Below are 23440 nucleotides of genomic sequence, written 5' to 3'. Positions count from 1 at the left end.
CAATTTGACTGACCGCCTCCCGCCTGAGCGGGAGGCTTTTATTTTCGAAAATTGAAAGGATGGACCTTTATGCTTCACCAGTTTTCCAGGAATGAACTTTCAGTCGGAAAAGAAGGGCTTGACCGCTACCGGCAGACGACGGTCGCCGTGCTTGGCGTCGGAGGAGTAGGTTCGTTTGCGGCGGAAGCCTGCGCGCGGACGGGGATCGGCCGGATCATCCTGATCGACAAAGACGAGGTTGATATCACGAATGTCAACCGCCAACTCGTCGCTTATCTGTCGACAGTCGGCAAGAAAAAAGCCGAAATCATGAAAGAGCGGATTGCGGACATCAATCCTGACTGTGAAGTCATCACGCTCAACATGTTTTATACCGAAGAGACAGCAGAGCAATTGTTCGACCTGAAACCGGACTACGTGATCGACGCATCCGACACGATCGCCTACAAAATCCATCTGATCAAGGAATGTGTCCGGCGCGGAGTCAAAATCATTGCCTGCATGGGAGTCGCACGAAAGACCGATCCGACACGTCTGCAGATTGTGGATATCTCGAAAACCCATACCGATCCGCTCGCCAAAGTGATCCGGACGACGCTCCGCAAAGACGGCATACGTAAAGGGGTTCCCGTCGTCTTTTCTGACGAGAGCCCGATCATCTCCAAAGAGGACGTCAATAAGGTGGTCGGCAAGCCGGAAGCCAAAATCCGGAAAGCCAAAATGCCGCCGGCGTCGAATGCATTTGTCCCTTCTACCGCAGGCCTGTTCTGCGCTTCATGGGTACTCAACGATATCGTGAAAGATATCGAGGTCAAGCGGGTAAAAGGCGAATAAATAAAATCCGTTCCCCCTGGGGAGCGGATTTTTTTCTGTTTCCTTAATGTGTTAACCAGATAAGGAAGGTGAAATATGGAGTCCGGAGTTGCAGCATGGACTGTGTAGTTGAAATAAGGCAGGGCAAGTTGAAATATGGCCTGAAAAGTTGAAACAAGGAGTGGCAAGTTGAAATAAGAAATGAAAAGTTGCAGCATGGAGCCCGAATTTGATACAAGGAACGGCGATGCCGACTCCGTCTGCCCCCAATTAAAAGAAGCCGTCCCGGGCGGACGGCTTCCTCGTGGTTACTTCATAAACTGCTTCAGCTTTTTATAGATGCCGGCCATCTTCTTCTCCTTGCCTGCGATGACGGGTTCATAGAACCGTTCATCAGCCACCTTGTCGGGAAGGTACTGCTGGCTTGTCCAGCCCCCGAATTCACCGAGAGGAGTATCATGCGGATATTTGTATCCGGTATGGCCGAGTGCGGAGGCGCCGGCGTAATGGGCGTCGCGAAGATGGGACGGGATATCTCCGGTGTCGCCTGCGTGGATCCGGGATGCAGCTGCATCAAATGCCTGATACGCAGAATTAGATTTCTCGGAAAGGCACATTTCGATGACCGCCACGCTCAGCGGGATTCGCGCTTCCGGCATTCCGAGGCGCTCCGCTGCCTGGGTGGCGGCCAGCACATGCGCCCCGACTTCAGGCCTGGCCAGACCGATATCCTCATAGGCCATGACGAGAAGCCTCCGGCAAACGGCCGTCAGGTCACCGCTCTCCAGCAGGTGTGCCAGATAAAAGACGGCTGCGTCCGCGTCACTGCCCCTTACGGATTTTTGCAGCGCGGAAAGGAGATTATAAAAGTGGGATCCCTTTTTGTCTCCAAATACACCGGAACGGCCGATCAGGCTGTGGATCACTGCGTCCTCCACGGTTGTCGTCCCGTCTTCCTCGTCTGAAGCGAGCACGGCCGATTCAAGGAGAGTCAGGGCCTTGCGTGCATCCCCGCCCGCACCTTCGGCAAGACGCACGATCTGTTCATCGGTAATCCGGACATCCATGCGGCCGAGACCGCGTTCCTTATCCGCAAGCGCCCGTCTGACGAGTCCTGCGACATCTTCTGTTTCCAGACCGTTCAGCTGAAGAATTTCACCGCATCTTGAACGGATCGCCGGGTTGACGTCATGAAAAGGATTCTCGGTCGTGGCGCCGATCAGCACGATCGATCCGTTTTCCACATGGGGCAGGAGGGCATCCTGCTGAAGCTTGTTGAATCGGTGGATCTCATCAAGGAAAAGGATCACCTTTCCGGTGACGCGGGCCTCATCGACTACCCGCTCCACATCCTTCTTGCCGGAAACCGTGGCGTTCAGCGCGATGAACGGCAGACCGCTTGTCCCCGCGATTGCATGCGCAAGGGATGTTTTGCCGACGCCGGGACGGCCGTACAGGAGCATCGATGGCACATGGCCGTTCTTGATCATTTTATAAAGTGCGGTTTTTTCGCTGATGATGTGCTGCTGGCCGGCGATCTCGTCGATATTTTTCGGCCTCATCCGGTAGGCGAGCGGTTCGTTTTGCATGAAATCAGCCCTTTCTTTCATCCGCCTTCCATTATACATCTGCTTCCGGGACTCTTCATGCGCGGGGCCGGGAAACGTTGTGCTATAATGGCGGATAGAAAAGCGCAGGGTAGAGGTGGACTGATGAAAATATCAACAAGAGGCCGTTACGGGCTGGCCATCATGATCGAGCTCGGGCGGCAATACGGCAGCGGGCCGGTTCCGCTCCGGAAAATCGCAGAAATCAACAACCTGTCCGAGGCTTATCTCGAACAGCTCGTTCCGCCGCTCCGCAACTCGGGCCTCGTCAAAAGTGTCCGTGGTGCGCACGGGGGATATAAACTGGCGAAGCCGCCGCATCAGATCTCGGCCGGAGACGTGATCCGTGTCCTGGAAGGGCCGATTCAGCCCGTCGAGGGGATCGAGGACGAGCCGCAGCCGCAGAGACAGCTGTGGGGACGCATCCGCGATGCGGTAAAAGACGTGCTAGACACGGTAACGATCGAAGACCTGATCAATATGAAATCTGACAGCGAAGACGAGGGCTATATGTTCTATATTTGATGCCTCGGTCTTTTGCCGGCTCTTAAAGTCTGGTGCCGGCAATGCTGAAGGGAAAGGGTTTTGACGATGAACGGAATTTATTTGGATCATGCGGCCACCACACCGGTCCATCCGGAAGTGGCGCGGGTCTATGCAGAGCTTCTGACCAGCTCCTATGGAAATGCGTCAAGCATCCATGGAACAGGCCGTGCCGCAAGAAAATTGCTTGATGACAGCCGGGCGCAAATTGCCCGGCTGATCGGCGCGCGCCCTGAAGAAATCATCTTTACTGGGGGCGGCACGGAAAGCGATAACCTGGCCATCTTCGGTACAGCGGAGGCAAGATCCGACGAGGGACGCCATATCATCACTACCGGAATTGAACATCATGCCGTGTTGAACGCCTGCAAACGGCTTGGAAAACGGGGCTTTGAGGTTACCTGGCTTCCGGTCAACCGGGAGGGCCAAATATCTCCTGATGCAGTCAGAGAGGCTCTGCGGGAAGATACCATCCTCGTAACCATCATGACGGCAAACAACGAGGTCGGCACCATCCAGCCGATCCGGGAAATCGGCGAAATCCTGCAGGGTCATCCGGCATCATTCCATACCGATGCGGTACAGGCCTTCGGGGAAATCCCGATCGAAGTCGGAGACCTTGGTATCGACCTTCTCAGTGCCTCCGCACATAAAATCAACGGACCGAAGGGGATCGGGTTTCTTTACCAGAAAAACGGGACAAAGCTCACTCCTCCGACCTCCGGAGGCGAGCAGGAACGCAAACGTCGTGCCGGAACGGAAAATGTGCCGGGGATCGCGGCGTTCGCAAAAGCAGCGGAAATCGCATACGAATCCCTTGCGGAACGCCATGAGCAGCATGAGTCATTCAAGCGGATCATGACGGATGCGCTTGATGAGGCCGGAGTGGAGTTCAGAGTGAATGCGGGACAGGCTCAGACACTTCCGCATATCCTGAACCTCAGCTTTCCCGGGACGGATATCGAGTCACTCCTTGTAAATCTGGATCTGGCGGGTGTTCATGTATCCAGCGGCTCCGCCTGCACGGCGGGTTCGATCGACCCGTCGCATGTGCTCGTTGCGATGTACGGGGAAGACGCGGAGGAACTTCGGAATTCCGTCCGATTCAGCTTTGGATACGGTCTCTCGGAACAGGACGTCAGAACGGCTGCAGAAAAAACAGCAGCAACGGTTCGGCGACTCTCTGGAAAATAGAAAGGTGAACAAATATGGCAATGCATAAAAAACCGGAAGATACACGTGTCGTCGTAGGTATGTCAGGAGGAGTCGACTCCTCCGTGACCGCGCTGCTCCTGAAAGAGCAGGGCTACGACGTTATCGGTATCTTCATGAAAAACTGGGATGATACCGATGAGTTCGGTGTCTGTACGGCAACCGAAGATTATGAAGATGTGATCCGTGTAGCCAATCAGATCGGCATCCCGTATTACGCGGTCAACTTCGAAAAACAATACTGGGACAAGGTCTTCACTTATTTCCTGGATGAATACAAGGCGGGGCGCACGCCGAACCCGGACGTGATGTGCAATAAGGAAATCAAGTTCCGGGCATTTCTCGACCACGCGATGAGCCTCGGTGCAGATTATCTTGCGACCGGACACTATGCGCGTGTCGAGCATGGGGAAGACGAATCTGTCATGCTGCGAGGCGTTGACGACAACAAGGACCAGACCTATTTCCTCAACCAGCTGTCCCAGGACCAGCTATCGAAAGTGATGTTCCCGCTTGGTCATCTGGAGAAGCCGGAAGTCCGCAAGATCGCTCTTGAAGCCGGCCTTGCAACGGCGGAGAAAAAAGACTCGACCGGCATCTGCTTTATCGGCGAGCGCAACTTCAAAGAGTTCCTCTCCGGCTATCTGCCGGCACAGCCGGGAGCAATGGAGACGATGAACGGCGAGCGCATGGGCACCCATGACGGGCTCATGTACTACACGATCGGCCAGCGTCACGGACTCGGCATCGGCGGGGCAGGCGACCCGTGGTTCGTCATCGGGAAGGACCTGAAGCGCAATGTGCTGCTTGTCGGGCAGAACTTCCACAATGATGCGCTGTATTCCGACAGTCTGAAGGCTGTCCAAGTGGGCTTCACGTCTGATGTGCCGAAGCCGGAAACCTTCCGCTGCACTGCGAAATTCCGCTATCGGCAGCCGGATACCGGCGTTGAAGTGAAGCTTCACGGTGACGGAACTGCGACGGTGACCTTTGACGAGCCGGTCCGTGCGATCACGCCGGGCCAGGCGGTCGTGTTCTACGACGGCGATATCTGCCTCGGCGGCGGGACCATCGACGAAGTGTACAAAAACGGCAGCCGGCTTGACTATGTCGGCTGAGGAGTGATGGAAATGGACCATAATAACGAAGGGATCAATGCGATCCGGAACGAAGACTACGAACAGGCTGTTAAAGCATTTTCTGAAGCGATCGAGGCCAACCCGGACGACCCGATCGGCTACATTAATTTCGGGAACCTGCTCGCTTCGATCGGCCGGGAAGAGGAAGCGCTGAAGGCGGAGAAGTTCTTCCAGAAGGCGATCACCCTGGACTCGGATTCGATGACAGCCGTTTACGGGCTTGCCGGGCTTTACTACAATCTCGAGCGATATGACGAAGCGGCAAGGCTTTATGAAAAAGCGATCCGGGGCGGCATTGAGGGCGCGGACGCGCCTTACATGCTGGCGAAATCGCTTGAACGCACCGGCAAGCTGAAGCTTTCGCTGCCCTACATGCAACGCGCGCGGGAGCTTGCGCCGGAAGATCTTCAGATCAGGCTATCCTACGGCATCCTGCTCGCTTCGCTTGAGATGTTCGGGGAAGCAATGGAGGAGCTTGGGCATGTCGTTGTACAAGATCCGGACAACGCTGACGCCCATTACAACCTCGGTGTGCTATACGCTGTATCCACACAGCAGCGTGAGCATGCACTCAACCACCTGAAAAAGGCATTCACTGTCAGCCCGGACCATATCCAGGCCCGTGAAGTCTACAACATGATCAGCCAGTCTGAAGAATAAGGAAAAGGGGGAAAGCCGGATGGCCGGGCAGCTGGACCTATTAACTGAAGACGAACACTATATCACCGGCCGGCCGGTCGCCACGGTTTTCCATAACCCGCAGAACCTTTTTTCGATCCTCCGCGTCAAAGTCACGGCGACCAATTCTGGCTATGACGGCAAGGAGATTGTCGTGACAGGCTATTTCCCTCCCCTGGAAGGGGAGGATACATACAAATTCCAGGGCAGTCTCGTCGAGCACCCGAAATACGGGACCCAGTTTAAGGCATCGGTATTCACAAAAGACCTGCCGGACACCGAGACGGGGCTGATTCACTACCTTTCGAGCGACCTGTTCCCCGGCATCGGCCAGAAAACCGCACAGTCCGTTGTCCGGGCACTCGGAAATGAAACAATCAGCCTCATCCTGAACGATCCGTCCTCCCTCGACAGCGTACCGAAGCTCTCGGATGAGAGGAAAGAGACGCTTGTTTCCGTCCTGCAGGAAAACATGGGACTGGAGCGGATCATGATCGCGCTGAATAAGTGGGGATTTGGCCCGCAGCTCGCGATGAGGATCTATCAGACCTACCGGGAAGAGACGATCAGCGCCCTGCAGACGAATCCGTATCGGCTGATCGGGGAGATCGAGGGTGTCGGGTTCCAGCGGGCGGACGAACTCGGTGCGAGGCTCGGCATCACCGGGGATCACAAAGATCGTGTAAAGGCCGCAGTGCTCCACCTATTGAACATGGCGGCCCTGTCAGAGGGCCATGTGTATGTGGAAGCAGAGGCGCTTTTGCCCGAGGCCAAGCGGTTGCTGGAGGCTAGCCAGCCCCATAAAATCGGTTTTGAGGCCATTTCACAGGCGATTGTGGAACTGGGGGAAGAAAGCAAGATTGCTGTCGAGCAGCAACGCTGCTATCTGCCTTCTCTTTATTTTTCAGAAATCGGCATTGCCTCCAAGGTTGTGTCGCTTCTTGAAGATGATTCGCACAGCGACGCTTTCCCCCAATCGGAAATCCGCAAAACACTCGGCGGTATCGAGGAGCGGCTCGGAGTCACGTATGCAAAAACCCAGGTGGAGGCGATCGAGCTTGCACTTCATTCGTCACTCATGATCCTGACCGGCGGACCGGGTACTGGTAAGACGACCGTCATCAGAGGGCTTGTGGAACTATACGGAGAGCTCCACGGGCTGTCTCTGGAGCCGAAGGATTATGCGAAAAAGGAAGAAGCGTTTCCGATTGTCCTTGCCGCTCCGACCGGACGTGCTGCAAAGCGGATGAGCGAGTCGACCGAATTGCCGGCAATGACGATCCACCGTCTGCTCGGCTTCAACGGGATGGAACGGGAAGAGGAGACGGAACGGGAGCTGGAGGGCCGGCTCTTCATCATCGATGAAGTGTCGATGGTCGACACCTGGCTTGCCCATCAGCTTATGAAGGCGATTCCGGACGGCGCACAGGTCATCTTCGTCGGCGACCAGGACCAGCTGCCGCCGGTCGGACCCGGACAGGTGCTGAAAGACTTGCTCTCATCCGGCAAGGTACCGGCCGTCGAGCTGACTGATATCTATCGCCAGAGCAGCGGTTCTTCGATCATTGAGCTGGCCCATCGGGTGAAAAAGGGCGCGGTGACGGATGACCTCGGCAGAAAGACATCCGACCGGTCGTTTATCAAAGCAGGTACTCCGCAAATTCCCGAAGCCGTCGAGAAAGTGCTGAAAAGTGCGATCTCCAAGGGGCAATCGATCCATGACATACAGGTGCTCGCGCCGATGTACAAGGGGCCTGCAGGCATCGATAACCTCAACAAACTGATCCAGGGAATCGTAAACCCAGCCAAAGAAGGCCGAAAAGAGACCGTGTTCGGCGACATCACCTATAGGATTGGCGACAAAGTGCTCCAGCTCGTCAACCAGCCGGAAAGCAATGTGTTCAACGGGGATATCGGCGAAGTCGTCGCAATCATTAAAGCCAATGAGACCGTCGACAAAAAAGAGATGATCGTCGTCTCTTTTGACGGCCTTGAAGTGACGTACGAGCGGAAGGACCTCAGCCAGCTGACACTCGCCTACTGCATCTCGATCCACAAATCCCAGGGAAGTGAGTTCGGAACAGTCATCATGCCCGTCGTACGGACGTACAGGAGAATGCTCCGGAGGAACCTTCTCTACACGGGCCTGACACGGGCGAAAAACTTCCTGATCCTGATCGGAGAACCCGATGTCTTCAGGGAAGGCATCGCCCGGGCAGACGACCTTAGCCGCCTGACAACGCTCAGGGAGCGGGTGTCAGGCACGGAAGAGCCTTCAGCTGATGGGGTGGCCCGGGACGGGAGAGAGCAGACAACAAGCGCACAGGCTGCTCAGAAAGCTTCTCCCGATGCGGACGTTTCCGGAAAAACCGATTCTGAGCCTCCTGCAATTGAGAAATCCGAAACCCCTCCGTCGCTCACCGCAGCGAACCACCAGGCGGTCGATCCCCTGATCGGCATGTCTAATGTGACGCCGTATGACTTCATGGACGGGCGTTGACAAGATACATCCCCATTCACTATAATGCGGGGTATAAGACAATTCGATGACGGAGAAAGTACGCACGGCGCCGGTACAGGAAGGTTCCCCCAGACTGAAAGGGATCCCGCAGGCAATGATGCGGAAAGCTACTCCAGAGTGCAGCTCATCCCTGCCGTCCGCCGCGTTAAGGCATTTGAGAGACAGCGGCGGGTGCTGCTGTAATCAGGGTGGTACCGCGAACAGATCCTTCGTCCCTTTGCATAGGGGATGGAGGATTTTTTTATTGCCGTACCGTCCGGACTAATAAGGAGGAGAATCAGCTTGAAATCATTCACATCTGCAGAACTGAGAGACATGTATCTGAAGTTCTTCGAGGAAAAGGGCCACTCGGTAGAGCCGAGCGCGTCACTTGTCCCGATCGATGACGCGTCGCTTCTCTGGATCAACAGCGGTGTCGCGACACTCAAGAAATACTTTGACGGACGTGTGGTGCCGGAAAACCCGCGCATCGTGAATGCCCAGAAGGCGATCCGGACGAATGATATTGAAAATGTGGGCAAGACAGCACGCCATCATACATTCTTCGAGATGCTTGGAAACTTCTCGATCGGTGACTACTTTAAGCGCGAATCGATCCACTGGGCATGGGAGTTCCTGACCCATCAGGATTGGATCGGGTTCGATCCTGAAAAACTGTCCGTGACGGTCCATCCCGAAGACGAAGAAGCGCTCCTGATCTGGCGCGATGAGGTCGGGGTTCCGGAAGAGCGCATTATCCGCCTCGAGGGGAACTACTGGGATATCGGGGAAGGGCCTTCAGGTCCGAACTCCGAGATTTTCTATGACCGCGGGCCTTCCTACGGGGATGACTTCTCTGATCCGGAATTGTACCCGGGCGGGGAAAACGAGCGCTACCTGGAAATCTGGAACCTGGTCTTTTCACAGTTCAACCATAACCGCGATCATACGTACACCCCGCTGCCGAACAAGAATATCGATACAGGCATGGGACTGGAGCGGATCGCGTCCGTCGTACAGGATGTGCCGACGAACTTCGACACTGACCTGTTCATACCGATCATCCGCGAAATCGAACAGATTTCCGGTGCGGTCTACGGCAAGAACGAAGAACAGGACACAGCCTTCAAGGTCATTGCGGACCATGTCCGCACCGTGGCATTTGCCGTCGGCGACGGGGCATTCCCGTCAAACGAAGGCCGCGGCTACGTGCTCCGCCGCCTGCTCCGCCGCGCTGTCCGCTATGCAAAGCAGATCGGCATCGACCAGCCATTCATGTACCGCCTTGTGCCGGTCGTCGGCGGCATTATGAAAAGCTATTACCCGGAAGTGACAGAAAAAGCCGAATTCATCCAGCGCGTCATCAAAAACGAGGAAGACCGTTTCCATGAAACGCTAAATGAAGGTCTGTCGATCCTGTCCGGCATCATCTCAAAGGTCAAAGAAGAAGGCGGCAGCGAGATTTCGGGCAGTGATGCCTTCCGTTTGTATGATACATTCGGATTCCCGGAAGAGCTTACGGCCGAATACGCCGAGGAACACGGCCTCGGCATAGATGAGGAAGGTTTCCGCCGCGAGATGCAGGCGCAGCGTGAGCGCGCCCGTGCCGCGCGTCAGGATGTCGGTTCGATGCAGGTCCAGTCTGGAGCGCTCGGCGCATTCCATGAGGAAAGCGAGTTCATCGGCTATGATCACCTCGTCTCTGGAGCAAAAGTCATCGCGATCGTCAGCGACGGAGAAATTGTGGATGCTGCGGAAGAGGGCGATGAAGTCCAGGTCATCCTAGACAGCACACCGTTCTATGCGGAAAGCGGCGGCCAGATCGCTGACCGGGGAACATTGACAGGAGACGCATTCCGTGCAACTGTCCAGGATGTCCGCAAAGCGCCGAACGGCCAAAACCTCCACTCGGTGAAAGTAGAGGCCGGAACAATGTCGACAGGTGATACGCTGAAGGCGGAAGTCGATGCTGCACAGCGCCGCCTGACCGTGAAGAACCACACGGCGACCCACCTGCTCCATCAGGCACTCAAGGATGTCCTGGGCGGCCACGTCAACCAGGCGGGCTCCTATGTGGGACCTGAACGCCTCCGGTTCGACTTCAGCCACTTCGGTGCGATGAGCCAGGAAGAGATCGCCAAGGTCGAGCAGATCGTCAACGAGAGGATCTGGGACGGCATCGGTGTGGGAACAGCCTTCCATCCGATTGATGAAGCGAAGAAGATGGGGGCAATGGCCCTGTTCGGGGAAAAGTACGGAGATGTTGTGCGCGTCGTGTCGATCGGCGATTACTCGCTTGAGCTTTGCGGAGGATGCCATGTCAGGGACACTGCGGAGATCGGACTGTTCAAGATCGTTTCTGAAGGCGGTATCGGAGCCGGCACAAGGCGGATCGAGGCATTGACAGGCAAAGAGGCATTCCTTCAGCTCAAGGCAGAGGAGAAGGTCTTGGAAGAGGCGGCTGCGATGCTGAAGGCCAACCCGAAAGACCTGCTCAAAAAGCTTTCTGCCCTTCAGACCGAGCAGAAGGAACTTAAGCGTGAGCTGGAATCGCTCTCCGCGCAGAAAGCACAGGGCCAACTGGGGACGCTGCTCGAATCCGCACAGGAAATCGGCGGAGTGTCGGTCATCTCCGCCCGTGTGGAAGGTGCCGACGGCAATCAGCTGCGCACAATGATGGATGAGCTCAAGCAGAAGCTAGACAGCGGCGTAATCGTACTCGGCTCCGCCGACGGAGGCAAAGTGACACTTGCTGCCGGTGTGACCAAAAACATTGCCGGCAAGGAGCATCATGCGGGGAATATTGTCCGCCACGTTGCCGAAATCTGTGGAGGCAAAGGCGGGGGCCGTCCCGATATGGCCATGGCCGGAGGAAAGGACCCGTCCAAACTTGATGAAGCTCTTCAATCCGTGTATGATTTAGTCAAATCCGTTTAATCACGGATCTGTACGTCTATAATGGGATGCGAAGTTCGATTGCATCCTGAGGGAAAGCGGGGTGCTGATCATGGATTCATTCGACAAGACGATGAAGTTCAACTTTCCGGAAGAGCCGATGGAGGATGAAGTGCGGACAGTTCTGCTGAAGGTCCATACCGCGCTGAAAGAAAAGGGATACAGCCCCATCAACCAGATTGTCGGCTATCTCCTATCGGGAGATCCGGCATACATCCCGCGGCATGATGATGCCCGAAACATGATCCGAAAACTTGAGCGCGACGAGATCATCGAGGAACTCGTGAAATTCTATATCGCCGGCAATGACGGAGACCGTTCATGAGGGTGATGGGATTTGACGTCGGCACCAAGACGGTCGGCGTCGCCGTCAGTGACGGGCTTGGATGGACTGCGCAGGGCGTCGAGACGATCAGAATCGACGAAGAGGCCGGCGAGTTCGGCATCGGGCGGATCCGGGAACTGGTAAACGAATATAGTGTAACTTCATTCGTAGTCGGGTACCCAAAGAATATGAACAACACGGTGGGACCGCGTGCGGAAGCTTCCGAGCGATTTGCGGACCTGCTGAGGGAAGAGTTTTCCCTGCCTGTGGAATTGTATGACGAACGTCTGACGACAATGGCGGCTGAGCGGATGCTCATCAGTGCCGACGTCAGCCGCAAAAAGCGGAAGAGTGTCATCGACAAGATGGCCGCAGTCATGATTCTTCAGGGCTGGCTGGACAGAAAAAACGGATGAGGTGATTTAAATGGAACACGGAGATGCACACATCACGGTCGTGGATGAGGAAGGCAACGAGCAGCTTTGCGAGGTATTGTTCACATTTGAGGAAGAAAAGTTCGGCAAATCGTACGTCCTTTACTATCCTGTGGGTGCGGAAGAAGACGAAAATGAGGAAATCGAGATCATGGCTTCTTCCTTTATTCCAGGAGAAGAAGGCGAACAGGGTGAACTGAAGCCGATCGAGACCGATGCAGAGTGGGACATGATCGAAGAGATGCTCAACACGTTCCTTGCCGAAGACGATGAGGACGACGAAGAAGAAGAGTAAGACACCGGCAGACGATGTCCGGACGGAAGCCCCCAATGCACCGAGTGCCCAGCGCTCTGCATCCGGGGGCTTTTTGGCATTCCCCGCCGAAAAAAACAGGGGCACTGCACTCCGGCTGACGCCCGTCCCGCAACTTCTTTCCTGTTGATGTCGTTTCATGTATAATAACCTCGGAATGCAGAGGGGGAATACGGTTTATGAGCGACCGATCCAAAAAACAAGTCATGCTGGAACGCATGAATGAAAAAAAGAAGGAAGTCAGGAAAATCCGGCGAATTGTCCTGATCGTCTTCCTTGCGGCAATGCTCCTTCTGGTCATCGGCGGCGCCATCCTCTACTCGTATGTGGCCGGCGCGCTAAAGCCGGTTGATCCGGATTCGGAAGAGACCGTCACTGTGGAAATCCCGATCGGCTCCAACCTGGACTCGATTGCGATGAAATTGGAGGAAGCCGGTGTCATCAAAGACAACAGGATCTTCAAGTATTACGCAAAATTCAATAATGAAAGTGATTTTCAGGCAGGCACCTACGATATGAGTCAGGCCATGACCCCGGATGAGCTGCTTGAAAGCCTGAAGACCGGCAAGGTTTACCGTGAACCGGTATTCCAGTTCACCGTACCGGAAGGTCTGAACCTTGCCCAGATTTCGGAAGTGATCGAGAAAAACACTGAATTCACTGCGGATGAATTCATGGAACTTGTAACGGATGAAGCTTATATCAATGAGCTGATCTCGAAGTTCCCGAATCTCCTTACCGAAGAGATCCTGAACGAACAGATTAAATTCCCGCTGGAGGGCTATCTGTTCCCGGCAACATATCCGGTCTTTGAAGAGCAGCCGACCCTGGAGATGTTAGTGGAGCAGATGATCGGGGCAACAGACCAGAGCATTTCTCCGTATCGTGAGGCGATCTCCGAAGAAGAGCGGACGATCCACCAGGTGCTTACAATGGCCTCGCTTGTGGAAAAAGAGGCGCGTACTCCGGAGGACCGTAAGTCCATCGCAAGTGTCTTCGTGAACCGTCTCGAGGAAGGCATGCCGCTCCAGACGGATCCGACAGTCGCCTACGCTCACGGTAAGCATCTCGAGCGGACGATGTACAGCGATCTGGAAATCGACGACGCGTACAATACCTATCAGAATCAGGGACTTCCGCCCGGCCCGATTTCTAATGCGGGAAATTCCTCGATCGATGCGGCAATGAACCCAGCCGAGACGGATTATCTCTATTTCCTCGCGGATCCATCCGGCATCAACCATTTTACAAAAACGTATGAAGAACATCTTAAGAACCGCGACAAATATCTGAAGAGCGGGGAATGACCCGGAGAAGGAGAGCTTCCGCTTTCCTTCTCTTTTCATGTGAATAATGCTATGATGAACGGGTATTTTTTTGGATAAGCAGGTGTGAATGATGGAACACGAATATAGCCGGTACTCGGAGGGACTGATTCCTTCCAGGCCGGAACGGGTCTTGGAGATGGAGCGATACGCCCGCGAGCACAGGGTGCCGATCATGCAGCTGGAGGGAATGGAAGCACTTCTTCAGATTCTCCGTGTGCAGCGTCCGAAAAGGATCCTGGAGATCGGTACAGCAATCGGTTATTCCGCGATCCGTATGGCTGAAGCCTTGCCCGGAACTCAGGTCGTAACGATCGAGCGCGAGCCTGCCATGCAGGATAAGGCCGAAAATAACATCGGCGAGTCGGACGCGGCAGAAAGGATCCGGCTTGTCCGTGGGGATGCGCTGGAGCTCGGCGATAATCTTCCGGAGGGGCCGTTCGATGCCTTGTTCATCGATGCCGCCAAAGGCCAGTACAAAAGGTTTTTTGACATTTACGAGCCGCTGTTGTCTGACAGCGGCGTGATTTACTGTGACAATATGTTCATGCATGGGCTGGCGGCTGAAAACCCGAAGGACATTCCGAAAAAGAACCGGACGATGATCCGAAAACTAAAGGAATTTACGGAGTGGCTCATGTCCCATCCCGGCTACGACTCGGCTCTGCTGCCGGTAGGCGACGGACTGATGATCAGCACGAAAAAAGAATCAACTGAAGAAGGTGCAGTATTATGACAAAACAGCGTCCGCTCATCATCGGGATCGCCGGCGGCTCGGGCTCCGGCAAAACGAGTGTTACACGGTCGATCTATGATGTCGTGAAAGAGCATTCCGTCATCGTGATCGAACATGACTATTACTATAAGGACCAGGCCGACCTTGCATTCGAAGAGCGGCTCAAGACGAACTATGACCATCCGCTTGCCTTTGATACAGACCTTCTGATCGAGCATATCCAAGAACTGCTCGAGGGACGTCCGGTCAACCGTCCGGTCTATGATTATGCCATGCATACCCGCTCTGACAAAACGGTGGCCATCGAACCGAAAGACGTCATCATCATCGAAGGAATCCTGGTTTTGGATGATGCAAGGCTCCGTGACCTGATGGATATCAAACTCTTTGTCGATACGGACGCGGATCTCCGGATCATCCGCCGTATCCGCAGGGATATCGAAGAGCGCGGCCGCTCCATCGGATCTGTCATCGACCAATACCTGTCGGTCGTCCGCCCGATGCACAACCAATTCATCGAACCGACAAAGCGATACGCGGATCTTATCATCCCGGAAGGCGGGGAAAATAAGGTCGCAATCGATCTTATGGTGACGAAAATAAAAACAATTCTTGAATCTCCACAACAACTGTAATATACTCTTGTCAGTTAAAACCATCACATTTCCGCTATGTCGCATTCCCGGTAACGGGGCGGCATAGTATTCTTTTTATGAAGGAAAGACGAAGGAGAGATCATTCATGTCCACAGAGAAAAAATTTCCGATGACACAGGCGGGAAAAGAGAAATTGATCGAGGAACTTGAATATTTGAAAACGGTTAAACGAAAAGAAGTCGTCGAGCGCATCAAAGTGGCGCGCAGCTTCGGCGACCTTTCCGAGAACTCCGAGTACGACTCCGCGAAAGAAGATCAAGCATTTATCGAAGGCCGGATCTCCACACTTGAATCGATGATCCGCAATGCGGAGATCATCGAAGACAATGGCGACGACGACCGCGTCCGGCTTGGCAAGACGGTCACATTCAAGGAAGTCCCCGGCGGAGATGAAGAATCGTACACAATTGTCGGTTCTGCAGAAGCCGATCCGTTCGAAGGCCTTATTTCGAACGATTCCCCGATCGCAAAAGGCCTGATCGGCCGCACTGTCGGCGACCGCGTCAAAATCATGACACCGGGCGGAGAAATGGACGTTGAGATCACGTCCATCAGCTGATCGTTTACAGACAGACTGAAGATGAAGAGAACATGGCTGATTCAAGCAGAAGGTTCCTTAAACCGCGACAAGCGGGGGACCTTCCGCTGAAATCAGCTTTTTCATTGCTTTAAAACCTATCAACATTCGAACCCGGGAATCCGGTTGCTTTTTGCAAGGGCAAATCCTCCTTCATGAAAATGAAACAAAGCGGTAATCATTTCGTCAAATAAGCGAAAATCGTTTATGATAGAGTTACCGGGGGAGGAGATGGCATGGAAGAGCGGAATTATTCCAGGGTACAGCGGAACCGTCAGAAATCGAACCGGATCCTGAATATCCTGATCGGTGTTGTCTTCGTCCTGATTGTCATCACGGCGGTAGGCATCTTCACCGGAGGGGATGACCGGGCAGCCGACGACGTTCAGGAAGCGGGCCAGTCTCAGGCGGACCGCGGAGACGGCGGTTCTGAAGGTGGAAACGCACCTGCAGAAGACGGCGAAGAAAATGCCGGAAACGGTGGAGAAGATAACTCCGGGAAAGATGAGGAGTCCGCAACCTCCGAAGGCAGCGCCGAAGAAGAACCTGCCGAAGCGGATCAGCCGGGAAAAGTGATCCGGACCCCATCGGACGAAGGCATCGTCGAAGAGACGATCGTTGATACGTCGTGGAAGCCGATCGGAACCGAACAGTCGGGAGAACACGTCTCGGTCTACGAAAAAGGCCATATCGACTGGCAGGAAAAGATCGGGGCCATGGCTTATGCTACGGGAATTCCTGAAAATGAAATGATCGTATGGTTTGTGAAAAATGGCGGCGGGCCGCAGAAGTCCGTCGGAACCGTATCAACAAAAGATAAAGCTGAAAAATACAATGTCCACCTCGAATGGGTGGACGGTGAAGGCTGGATGCCGGTTCGGCTCGACAAGCTCAACACGCTTGAAGGTGCCTGGTGACCGTCATGGAACGGAGGGTATTTGGATGAAGATCGCAATTATCGGCGCTATGGAAGAGGAAGTTGAGCTTCTGCGCAGCCGGATCGAAGAGAAAAAAACAACGATTGCCGGAAATAGTGAATACACATCCGGGAAGCTGGGCGGCGCTGAAGTCGTCCTGCTAAAAAGCGGGATCGGCAAAGTCAATGCGGCCATGTCGACGGCCGTGCTGCTTGACCGCTTCAAGCCGGATGCCGTGATCAACACCGGTTCCGCGGGTGGCTTTGACCAGCACCACGACATCGGCACAGTTGTCATCTCATCGGAAGTCCGCCATCATGATGTGGATGTGACGGCTTTCGGTTATGAGCCGGGTCAGGTCCCTCAGCTGCCCGCCGCTTTTAAAGCGGATGACCGTCTGATCGCTGCAGCGCGGAAAGCCGTCGCTGACATCGGGGAGCACGCTCATGCGGAAGGCCTGATCGTCACCGGTGATTCGTTCATGTCGGACGGGGAGCGTGTCTCCCGTGTCCGGGAACTGTTCCCGGGTGTGCTGGCATCGGAGATGGAAGCTGCCGCAGTGGCGCAGGTGTGCCACCAGTTCGAAGTGCCGTTTGTCGTGATCCGCGCCCTTTCCGACATTGCCGGAAAAGAATCGGCCGTCTCTTTCGATGAGTTCCTGCCTAAGGCGGCGGAACATTCTGCGCAGGCGGTCATGCGTGCGGTCTCGTATCTTCAATAACCGCATGTTATAATCGGATGAGAAAACGATCACTTGGACAAGGAGTGAACAAAGTGCTTTATCTGATGGCAGGTTCGTTTATTTTGACCGGGATCCTCGCTGGCGTCATGATGTTCCAGCTCGGTTCCGAAAAGTGATGTTAGTCGGCCCTTCCTCCGCGCTCGGCGGTGGAGGGGTTTTTTTCATGCTTGAACTGCTGGTAGAGTTTTACGAGTGCACGCTTTTCGATGCGCGATACGTAGCTCCGGGAGATATTCAGCTGTGAGGCGATCTCTTTCTGGGTCATCGGATTATCGTCGAGCAGGCCATAGCGTCTCTGGATGATCTCCAGCTCCCGCTCGTCGAGCTTGGTCAGATGCCTGTAAAGGCGATCGAACCGTTCTTTCCTTTCCAGCCGGTCGTCAGCCGTGGATTCGTCGACTTTAAGGACATCCGTGATCTGCAGGGAGTAGCCGTCTTTGTCGATGCCGATCGGCTCATAGAGGGAAACATCCTTCTGCACTTTTTTCTGTGCACGGAGATGCATGAGGATCTCATTTTCGATGCAGCGCGCCGCGAATGTGGAGAACTTCGTCTTCTTGTCCGGAGTAAAACTGCCGACCGCCTTCATGAGCCCGATCGTACCAATCGAGATATAGTCATCCAACTGCTCGTGCCGGGGATGGAATTTCTTCACGATGTGGGCAACCAGGCGCATATTGCGCTCGATCAGTTCATCCCTGGCACTTTCGTCACCTTGGGCAACCCGTCTCAGGCAGTCCGCTTCTTCCTCCGCATTCATCGGCTTTTGGAACGCCTGGCCTTTCAGGTAGCCGACCAGCGCGGGGATATCCGTCCAAAGTTGCAGCAGAGCCGTGAAGATCCCGCTCACGCCAACACCTCCATTATTGTTTCTGCCACCATATGACACAATGTGCGGAATCATGAGAATGACGGGCCCGAGGTGTGGGACACAGGGGCGCTGTGGTATAATCGGGAAAGAATTCAGAGTCAATGGAGTGAATCGGGTGTATCGACTTTTCTTGCCGAATGAATATGTAAAGAATGTGTTCCGGGTGACGCCGGATAAACTAAAGACAAATGGAATCCGCGGTGTCATTACTGACCTCGATAATACACTTGTCGAATGGGACAGGCCCGATGCCACAGAAGAAATCATCACATGGTTGCAGGAGATGCGCGAAGCAGGCATCCATGTGACCATCGTGTCGAACAACAATGAAGAACGTGTCCGGGTCTTTTCAGACCCGCTCGGCATCCCGTTCATCCATAATGCGCGCAAGCCGATGGGCAAAGCGTTCCGGCAGGCTGTCCGGCAGATGGGCATCCCAAAAGATCAGGTGGTCGTGATCGGTGATCAGCTGCTGACGGATATCTTCGGCGGGAACCGCAGCGGTCTCCAGACGGTGCTTGTCGTTCCTGTCGCAAGCTCGGACGGATTGGCGACTCGCTTCAACCGCAAGGTCGAGCGGATCATCATGAAAAAACTTAAGCGCCGGGGGCTCATCGATTGGGAGGAGATCAAGTGACCGAAGAGAAAACCTGTATCGGCTGCGGAGCAGTCCTGCAGACCGAAGATGACAAAGCGCCGGGCTTTGCCCCGGCATCAACCCTTGAAAAGGAAATGCCGCTTTGCCGGCGCTGCTTCCGGGTCAGGAATTACAATGAATTGGAGCCGGTTCCGCTCACGGATGACGATTTCCTGAAGATCTTGAATACGATTGGCTCAAAAGATGCGCTCGTCGTCTATATCGTCGACATTTTCGACTTTAACGGAAGCTGGATCCCGGGCATGCACCGTTTTGCCGGGTCCAATCCGGTGCTTCTCGTAGGCAATAAAGCGGACCTGCTGCCGAAATCGGTGAAGCCGAACAAACTGATCCACTGGATGAAGTCAGAATCCAGGCAGCTCGGCCTTCAGCCCGAGGACATCCTTCTCGTGAGCGCCGACAAGGGAACCGGCATCGACAGCGCGATCCGCCGCATCGAAGAGCTTCGTGAAGGGCGCGACGTCTATGTGGTCGGCTGTACGAATGTCGGGAAATCCACATTCATCAACCGGATCATCAAGCAGGTGGCGGGGGGCGGTGACGTGATCACGGTGTCCCACTTCCCGGGCACCACGCTGGACATGATCGATATCCCGCTGGATGACGGAAGCTCCATGTTCGATACGCCGGGAATCATCAACCATCACCAGATGGCGCATCTGCTGGACGCAAAGGATCTGAAGGTAATCACACCCAAAAAAGAGATCAAGCCAAAAGTATTCCAGCTGAATGAGGAGCAGACGCTGTTCCTCGGCGGACTGGCACGCTTCGATTACCTGAAAGGCGGACGCACTGCATTTACCGTCCATGTATCCAATGCGCTTGATATCCACCGCACGAAGCTGGAAAAGGCGGACGACCTGTATGCCCGTCAGAAAGGCGACCTGCTCACGCCGCCCGCGGCCGATGCGGACGCTTTTCCTGCGCTCGTGCGCCATGAATTTTCGATCAGTGAAGAAAAGACGGACATCGTCATCTCAGGACTTGGCTGGATCACCGTCCAGCAGTCGGGGAAAGTCGTTGCAGTCCACGCACCCGAAGGGGTTGCGGTCATGCTCCGTCCTTCCCTGATCTGAGGGGGAAGAATGATGAAGAATTGGTATGCGGTCATCGGGGATCCGGTCTCCCATTCTAAATCACCGTCCATGCACGAGGCCTGGTTCGGTGAGAACGGCATCGATGCTTCCTATATCCCGGTTCACGTTCCGGCAGGTACAGCAGGAAAGGCGGTAGCCGCCCTCCGCCGGCTAGGGGCTTCCGGATGGAATGTAACGGTACCCCATAAACAGGCGATCATTCCGTATCTTGATGAAGTGGATCCCATTGCGGCGGAAATGCAGGCAGTAAACACGGTAAAGGTCCTGCCTGATGGCCGCCTATTAGGAATGAATACGGATGGCCCCGGCTTTGTCCGGTCGCTTGAAGAACGCATCGGACAGTCACTCAGTGAGGAACCTGTTCTGATCATAGGTGCCGGCGGTGCGGCAAATGGAATCGCGCTTGCGATGAAACAGGCAGGCTACGGAAAGATTTCGGTATGCAACCGCACCGTGGAAAAAGCGGAAGCACTATGCAGCCGGATTGGCGGCGAAGCCCTTCGGCTGGAAGAAGCGGCAGACAGACTGGGAGAGTTCGGAATCATCATCCAGACCACTCCGGTGGGCATGTCGACCGCGACAGGCGGGCTGCCGATCGCTCTGGACAGGCTGGACCGGAGGACGGTTGTTGCGGACATTGTCTACAGTCCGCTTTATACGGATTTCCTGAAAGCTGCGATGAACAATGGGAATGTAATTGTGGACGGCCTTGGCATGTTCATCTGGCAGGGGGCACTTGCCTTCCACGAATGGACGGGCAAAATGCCGGACACGCTTGGAACAAGAAAACGGCTGATTGCAGAAATGGAGGAATGAACATGCTAACAGGAAAACAGAAACGGTTTCTGAGAAGCGAGGCGCATCATCTGCAGCCCGTATTCCAGGTAGGAAAACAGGGTGTCAACGATGAGCTGATCAGCGGCATATCCGAAGCGCTCGAAAAGCGCGAGCTGATCAAAGTGGCCATTCTTCAGAATGCGCCCGAGGAAAAAGAGGATGTTGCACAGATGCTCGCCAAGCGGACACGCTCTGAACTTGTTCAGGTGATCGGCAAGACGATCGTGCTTTACAGGATGTCGAGGGACAACAAACGCCTCGTGCTTCCGGGTGAATGAACGCAGGAAAGTCGGTATTTTGGGCGGTACGTTCAATCCGCCGCATTCCGGCCATCTGATGATCGCCGAAGGCGTCCGGGACGCTGCCGGGCTTGACGAAGTCCGCTTTATGCCCAATGCCGTGCCGCCGCACAAAATAAAAGAAGGCGATGCAGATGCATGGCAGCGCCTTGAAATGACACGGCTCGCGGTTAGGGGAAACCCGGATTTCAGTGTTGAACCGATCGAGGTGGAGTCTGGAGGCGTCTCTTATACGTCCCGAACCATGGATCTGCTTCGCACCCGTGAACCGGAAACAGATTTTTCGTTTATCATCGGCGGCGACAGCATCGAGCAGCTGCATACTTGGCATGACATCGATGCGCTTGTGGAGAAAGTCGAATTTATCGGTGTTCCGCGCCCCGGAACCAGCGCTTCCGGACGCTTCCCTGTGCGTATTGTGGGTATTCCGCAGATCGACCTTTCCTCGACCATTCTGAGAGAAAAACTGGCAGAGGGACGGTCGGTCAGGTACCTGATTCCCGATCCGGTAATCCGTTTTATCAGGGAGGAGGGACTGTATGGCGTTCCGGCTGCTGAAAGATGAGGTGGCCCGCCGGCTCCCGGCAGGCAGATTTGCCCATGTCCTCCGTGTCGCGGAAACGGCTGTGATTCTGGCGGACCGTTTTGGGGAAGATAAAGAAAAAGCGGAGACCGCTGCACTGCTTCATGATGTGGCGAAAGCGATGCCGAAAGAGGAGCTCAGGCAAATCGTTGAAGAGGAAGGCGATCCTGCCCGGGTCCTCGGTTATCACCATGAGCTATGGCACGGTCCTGCCGGGGCGGTGATTTCCCATAAAGAATTCGGGATCACGGATGCCGATATCCTCGCTGCTGTGCGTTTCCACACGACCGGCCGGGCCGGCATGTCCGGACTGGAAAAACTCATATTCACAGCTGATATGATAGAGCCCGGCCGGACATTTCCCGGAGCGGAAAAACTGAGGGAAGAAGCAAGGCACTCTCTGGACGCCGCGGTGCTCGCCTGCAGTGCGCACAATCTGCAATACCTGGCCGGAGTGCGTGCAGCCATCCATCCGGATACGCTCAGATGCTACAATGACAGTCTCTTGTGAGGAAAGGATGCTTTGAACCGATGACAAACCAGACATTACTTGAAACGGTATACAATGCTGCTGACGATAAAAAGGCGGCTGATATGGTCGTCCTGAACATGCAGGGCGTCTCGCTCCTTGCGGATTATTTTCTGATCTGCCACGGAAACTCCGACCGGCAGGTACAGTCGATCGCCCGCGAGATCAAAGACAGGGCCGAAGAGTCCGGCTACAATGTAAAGCGTCTCGAGGGCTTTGATTCGGCACGCTGGATCCTGGTCGATCTCGGCGATGTCGTCGCCCATGTCTTCCATAAGGACGAGCGCGCTTATTACAACCTGGAGCGCCTATGGGGAGACGCGCCGGAACTGGAAATGGAAAACCGATGACGGGAGATTCATACCGGGCATTTGCCTCGGTCTATGATCTTCTCATGGAAGATATCCCGTATGGACAGTATGCCGATTGGGTAAGGGATATCGCCGGACCTGCCGGAGGGCGGGCGCTTCTGGACATCGGCTGCGGTACCGGGGTGCTTTCTGAACGGTTTGCCAAGGATGGCTACCGGGTCACGGGAATCGATCTTTCCGGTGATATGCTGGCTGCCGCCAGGGAGCGTTTTGCCGAAGCTGGGCTGGAAGGAACGTTTTTCGAACAGCCGATGCAAGCCATGGAAGGGCACTCCGGATATGACGTCGCGGTGATCGCCATCGATTCTCTGAACTATGTGACGGCTCAGGAAGAAGTGGCCGCCGTATTCCGTCATGCTTATGATGCACTGAATGCGGGAGGCCATTTGCTGTTCGATGTCCACTCGCCCTATAAGATGACGGAACTGTTTATGGACGGCCCTTTTACGGCGGATCTTGACTCAGTTTCGTATATCTGGCACACGTATCCGGGTGTAGAACCGCTTTCCGTCGAGTCGGAAATCAGCTTTTTCATCCGCCGGCCGGATGGTCTTTACGAAAGGCAAGAGGAGTTTCATCTTCAGCGGTCATATCCTCCCGACACCTATGTCCGGCTTCTGTCCGAAGCAGGCTTTCGCGTCCGCTCTGTCACGGCTGACTGGACAGGGGATGCCCCCGAGTCGGACAGTGAACGTATTTTCTTCCATGCTGAAAAATGAGCCT

The 23440-nt window shown here is 54.9% G+C and carries 26 protein-coding genes; 24 read left to right on the top strand and 2 right to left on the bottom strand.

Annotated features, from left to right (window positions below):
• The first annotated feature begins 69 nt into the window (after nucleotides 1-69).
• Nucleotides 70-834 (top strand): tRNA threonylcarbamoyladenosine dehydratase, encoded by a 765-nt coding sequence (locus BMX91_RS06680; protein WP_092051319.1) that lies wholly within the window; start codon nucleotides 70-72, stop codon nucleotides 832-834.
• Between the two features lie 287 nt (nucleotides 835-1121).
• Here BMX91_RS06680 and BMX91_RS06675 read toward each other — a convergent pair whose 3' ends face one another.
• Complete coding sequence (locus tag BMX91_RS06675) at nucleotides 1122-2402, bottom strand: replication-associated recombination protein A (RefSeq protein WP_092052151.1); 1281 nt, start codon at nucleotides 2400-2402, stop codon at nucleotides 1122-1124.
• A 123-nt stretch (nucleotides 2403-2525) separates the two neighbouring features.
• On the opposite strand from BMX91_RS06675, the gene cymR reads away from it, so the two are divergent.
• The 15 genes from cymR to mtnN all read left to right on the top strand — a co-directional run bounded on the left by cymR (nucleotide 2526) and on the right by mtnN (nucleotide 17451).
• The gene (gene cymR / locus BMX91_RS06670; protein WP_008299834.1) at nucleotides 2526-2945 is read left to right on the top strand and encodes a cysteine metabolism transcriptional regulator CymR; all 420 of its coding nucleotides are present in this window, start codon (nucleotides 2526-2528) and stop codon (nucleotides 2943-2945) included.
• A 66-nt stretch (nucleotides 2946-3011) separates the two neighbouring features.
• The gene (locus BMX91_RS06665) at nucleotides 3012-4157 is read left to right on the top strand and encodes a cysteine desulfurase family protein (protein WP_092051318.1); all 1146 of its coding nucleotides are present in this window, start codon (nucleotides 3012-3014) and stop codon (nucleotides 4155-4157) included.
• A 20-nt stretch (nucleotides 4158-4177) separates the two neighbouring features.
• On the top strand, nucleotides 4178-5293 hold the full coding sequence (gene mnmA / locus BMX91_RS06660; RefSeq protein ID WP_092052148.1) for a tRNA 2-thiouridine(34) synthase MnmA: 1116 nt from the start codon (nucleotides 4178-4180) through the stop codon (nucleotides 5291-5293).
• Nucleotides 5294-5305: 12 nt separating this feature from the next.
• On the top strand, nucleotides 5306-5974 hold the full coding sequence (locus BMX91_RS06655; protein ID WP_092051316.1) for a tetratricopeptide repeat protein: 669 nt from the start codon (nucleotides 5306-5308) through the stop codon (nucleotides 5972-5974).
• Nucleotides 5975-5993: 19 nt separating this feature from the next.
• Nucleotides 5994-8492 (top strand): SF1B family DNA helicase RecD2, encoded by a 2499-nt coding sequence (recD2, locus tag BMX91_RS06650; protein ID WP_092051314.1) that lies wholly within the window; start codon nucleotides 5994-5996, stop codon nucleotides 8490-8492.
• Between the two features lie 303 nt (nucleotides 8493-8795).
• On the top strand, nucleotides 8796-11429 hold the full coding sequence (gene alaS, locus BMX91_RS06645) for an alanine--tRNA ligase (protein WP_092051313.1): 2634 nt from the start codon (nucleotides 8796-8798) through the stop codon (nucleotides 11427-11429).
• 70 nt (nucleotides 11430-11499) lie between these two features.
• Entirely contained in the window at nucleotides 11500-11772 is a 273-nt protein-coding gene (locus tag BMX91_RS06640; protein WP_092052145.1) for an IreB family regulatory phosphoprotein, read from the top strand.
• Nucleotides 11769-12188 carry a Holliday junction resolvase RuvX gene (gene ruvX / locus BMX91_RS06635; protein ID WP_092051311.1) on the top strand — a complete coding sequence of 140 codons (420 nt, stop codon included), beginning with the start codon at nucleotides 11769-11771 and terminating at the stop codon, nucleotides 12186-12188. The genes BMX91_RS06640 and ruvX overlap by 4 nt, the downstream gene beginning before the upstream one ends.
• A gap of 10 nt (nucleotides 12189-12198) precedes the next feature.
• Nucleotides 12199-12501 (top strand): DUF1292 domain-containing protein, encoded by a 303-nt coding sequence (locus BMX91_RS06630; RefSeq protein ID WP_092051309.1) that lies wholly within the window; start codon nucleotides 12199-12201, stop codon nucleotides 12499-12501.
• Nucleotides 12502-12698: 197 nt separating this feature from the next.
• Nucleotides 12699-13826: an endolytic transglycosylase MltG gene (gene mltG / locus BMX91_RS06625; protein WP_092051307.1), complete on the top strand. Its 1128-nt coding sequence runs from the start codon at nucleotides 12699-12701 to the stop codon at nucleotides 13824-13826.
• 88 nt (nucleotides 13827-13914) lie between these two features.
• Nucleotides 13915-14580 (top strand): O-methyltransferase, encoded by a 666-nt coding sequence (locus BMX91_RS06620; protein ID WP_092051306.1) that lies wholly within the window; start codon nucleotides 13915-13917, stop codon nucleotides 14578-14580.
• A complete protein-coding gene (gene udk, locus BMX91_RS06615) occupies nucleotides 14577-15215 on the top strand; it encodes a uridine kinase (RefSeq protein ID WP_092051304.1) in 639 nt (212 codons plus the stop codon). Before BMX91_RS06620 ends, udk begins: the two co-directional genes overlap by 4 nt.
• Nucleotides 15216-15321: 106 nt before the next feature.
• Nucleotides 15322-15795 carry a transcription elongation factor GreA gene (greA, locus tag BMX91_RS06610; protein WP_092051302.1) on the top strand — a complete coding sequence of 158 codons (474 nt, stop codon included), beginning with the start codon at nucleotides 15322-15324 and terminating at the stop codon, nucleotides 15793-15795.
• Between the two features lie 254 nt (nucleotides 15796-16049).
• Nucleotides 16050-16730, top strand: coding sequence for a YrrS family protein (locus BMX91_RS06605; protein WP_092051300.1), 681 nt, complete (start codon nucleotides 16050-16052; stop codon nucleotides 16728-16730).
• Nucleotides 16731-16755: 25 nt separating this feature from the next.
• Entirely contained in the window at nucleotides 16756-17451 is a 696-nt protein-coding gene (gene mtnN, locus BMX91_RS06600) for a 5'-methylthioadenosine/S-adenosylhomocysteine nucleosidase (protein ID WP_092051298.1), read from the top strand.
• Nucleotides 17452-17590: 139 nt separating this feature from the next.
• On the opposite strand, the gene sigK is transcribed toward mtnN, so the two are convergent.
• Nucleotides 17591-18322, bottom strand: a complete 732-nt coding sequence (gene sigK / locus BMX91_RS06595) for an RNA polymerase sporulation sigma factor SigK (protein WP_092051296.1) — start codon at nucleotides 18320-18322, stop codon at nucleotides 17591-17593.
• Between the two features lie 136 nt (nucleotides 18323-18458).
• On the opposite strand from sigK, the gene BMX91_RS06590 reads away from it, so the two are divergent.
• From BMX91_RS06590 to BMX91_RS06555, 8 genes are read left to right on the top strand one after another with little or no spacing between them, the layout of a single operon-like run.
• Nucleotides 18459-18980 carry a YqeG family HAD IIIA-type phosphatase gene (locus BMX91_RS06590; protein ID WP_092051294.1) on the top strand — a complete coding sequence of 174 codons (522 nt, stop codon included), beginning with the start codon at nucleotides 18459-18461 and terminating at the stop codon, nucleotides 18978-18980.
• The gene (yqeH, locus tag BMX91_RS06585; protein ID WP_092051292.1) at nucleotides 18977-20077 is read left to right on the top strand and encodes a ribosome biogenesis GTPase YqeH; all 1101 of its coding nucleotides are present in this window, start codon (nucleotides 18977-18979) and stop codon (nucleotides 20075-20077) included. The genes BMX91_RS06590 and yqeH overlap by 4 nt, the downstream gene beginning before the upstream one ends.
• 12 nt (nucleotides 20078-20089) lie before the next feature.
• Nucleotides 20090-20914: a shikimate dehydrogenase gene (gene aroE / locus BMX91_RS06580; protein WP_092051291.1), complete on the top strand. Its 825-nt coding sequence runs from the start codon at nucleotides 20090-20092 to the stop codon at nucleotides 20912-20914.
• Nucleotides 20915-20916: 2 nt separating this feature from the next.
• Complete coding sequence (gene yhbY, locus BMX91_RS06575) at nucleotides 20917-21213, top strand: ribosome assembly RNA-binding protein YhbY (protein WP_092051289.1); 297 nt, start codon at nucleotides 20917-20919, stop codon at nucleotides 21211-21213.
• Nucleotides 21214-21229: 16 nt separating this feature from the next.
• Complete coding sequence (locus BMX91_RS06570) at nucleotides 21230-21799, top strand: nicotinate-nucleotide adenylyltransferase (RefSeq protein WP_245744343.1); 570 nt, start codon at nucleotides 21230-21232, stop codon at nucleotides 21797-21799.
• Nucleotides 21774-22328, top strand: coding sequence for a bis(5'-nucleosyl)-tetraphosphatase (symmetrical) YqeK (gene yqeK / locus BMX91_RS06565; RefSeq protein WP_092051286.1), 555 nt, complete (start codon nucleotides 21774-21776; stop codon nucleotides 22326-22328). Before BMX91_RS06570 ends, yqeK begins: the two co-directional genes overlap by 26 nt.
• A gap of 20 nt (nucleotides 22329-22348) precedes the next feature.
• Nucleotides 22349-22696 carry a ribosome silencing factor gene (gene rsfS / locus BMX91_RS06560; RefSeq protein ID WP_092051285.1) on the top strand — a complete coding sequence of 116 codons (348 nt, stop codon included), beginning with the start codon at nucleotides 22349-22351 and terminating at the stop codon, nucleotides 22694-22696.
• A complete protein-coding gene (locus tag BMX91_RS06555; protein WP_092051284.1) occupies nucleotides 22693-23436 on the top strand; it encodes a class I SAM-dependent DNA methyltransferase in 744 nt (247 codons plus the stop codon). Before rsfS ends, BMX91_RS06555 begins: the two co-directional genes overlap by 4 nt.
• Nucleotides 23437-23440 lie beyond the last annotated feature (4 nt).

Source organism: Bhargavaea ginsengi (assembly GCF_900109165.1).
Classification (GTDB): domain Bacteria; phylum Bacillota; class Bacilli; order Bacillales_A; family Planococcaceae; genus Bhargavaea; species Bhargavaea ginsengi.
The sequence above is the reverse complement of the archived record's forward strand: the minus strand, read 5'-3'. Positions and strand labels throughout refer to the sequence as shown.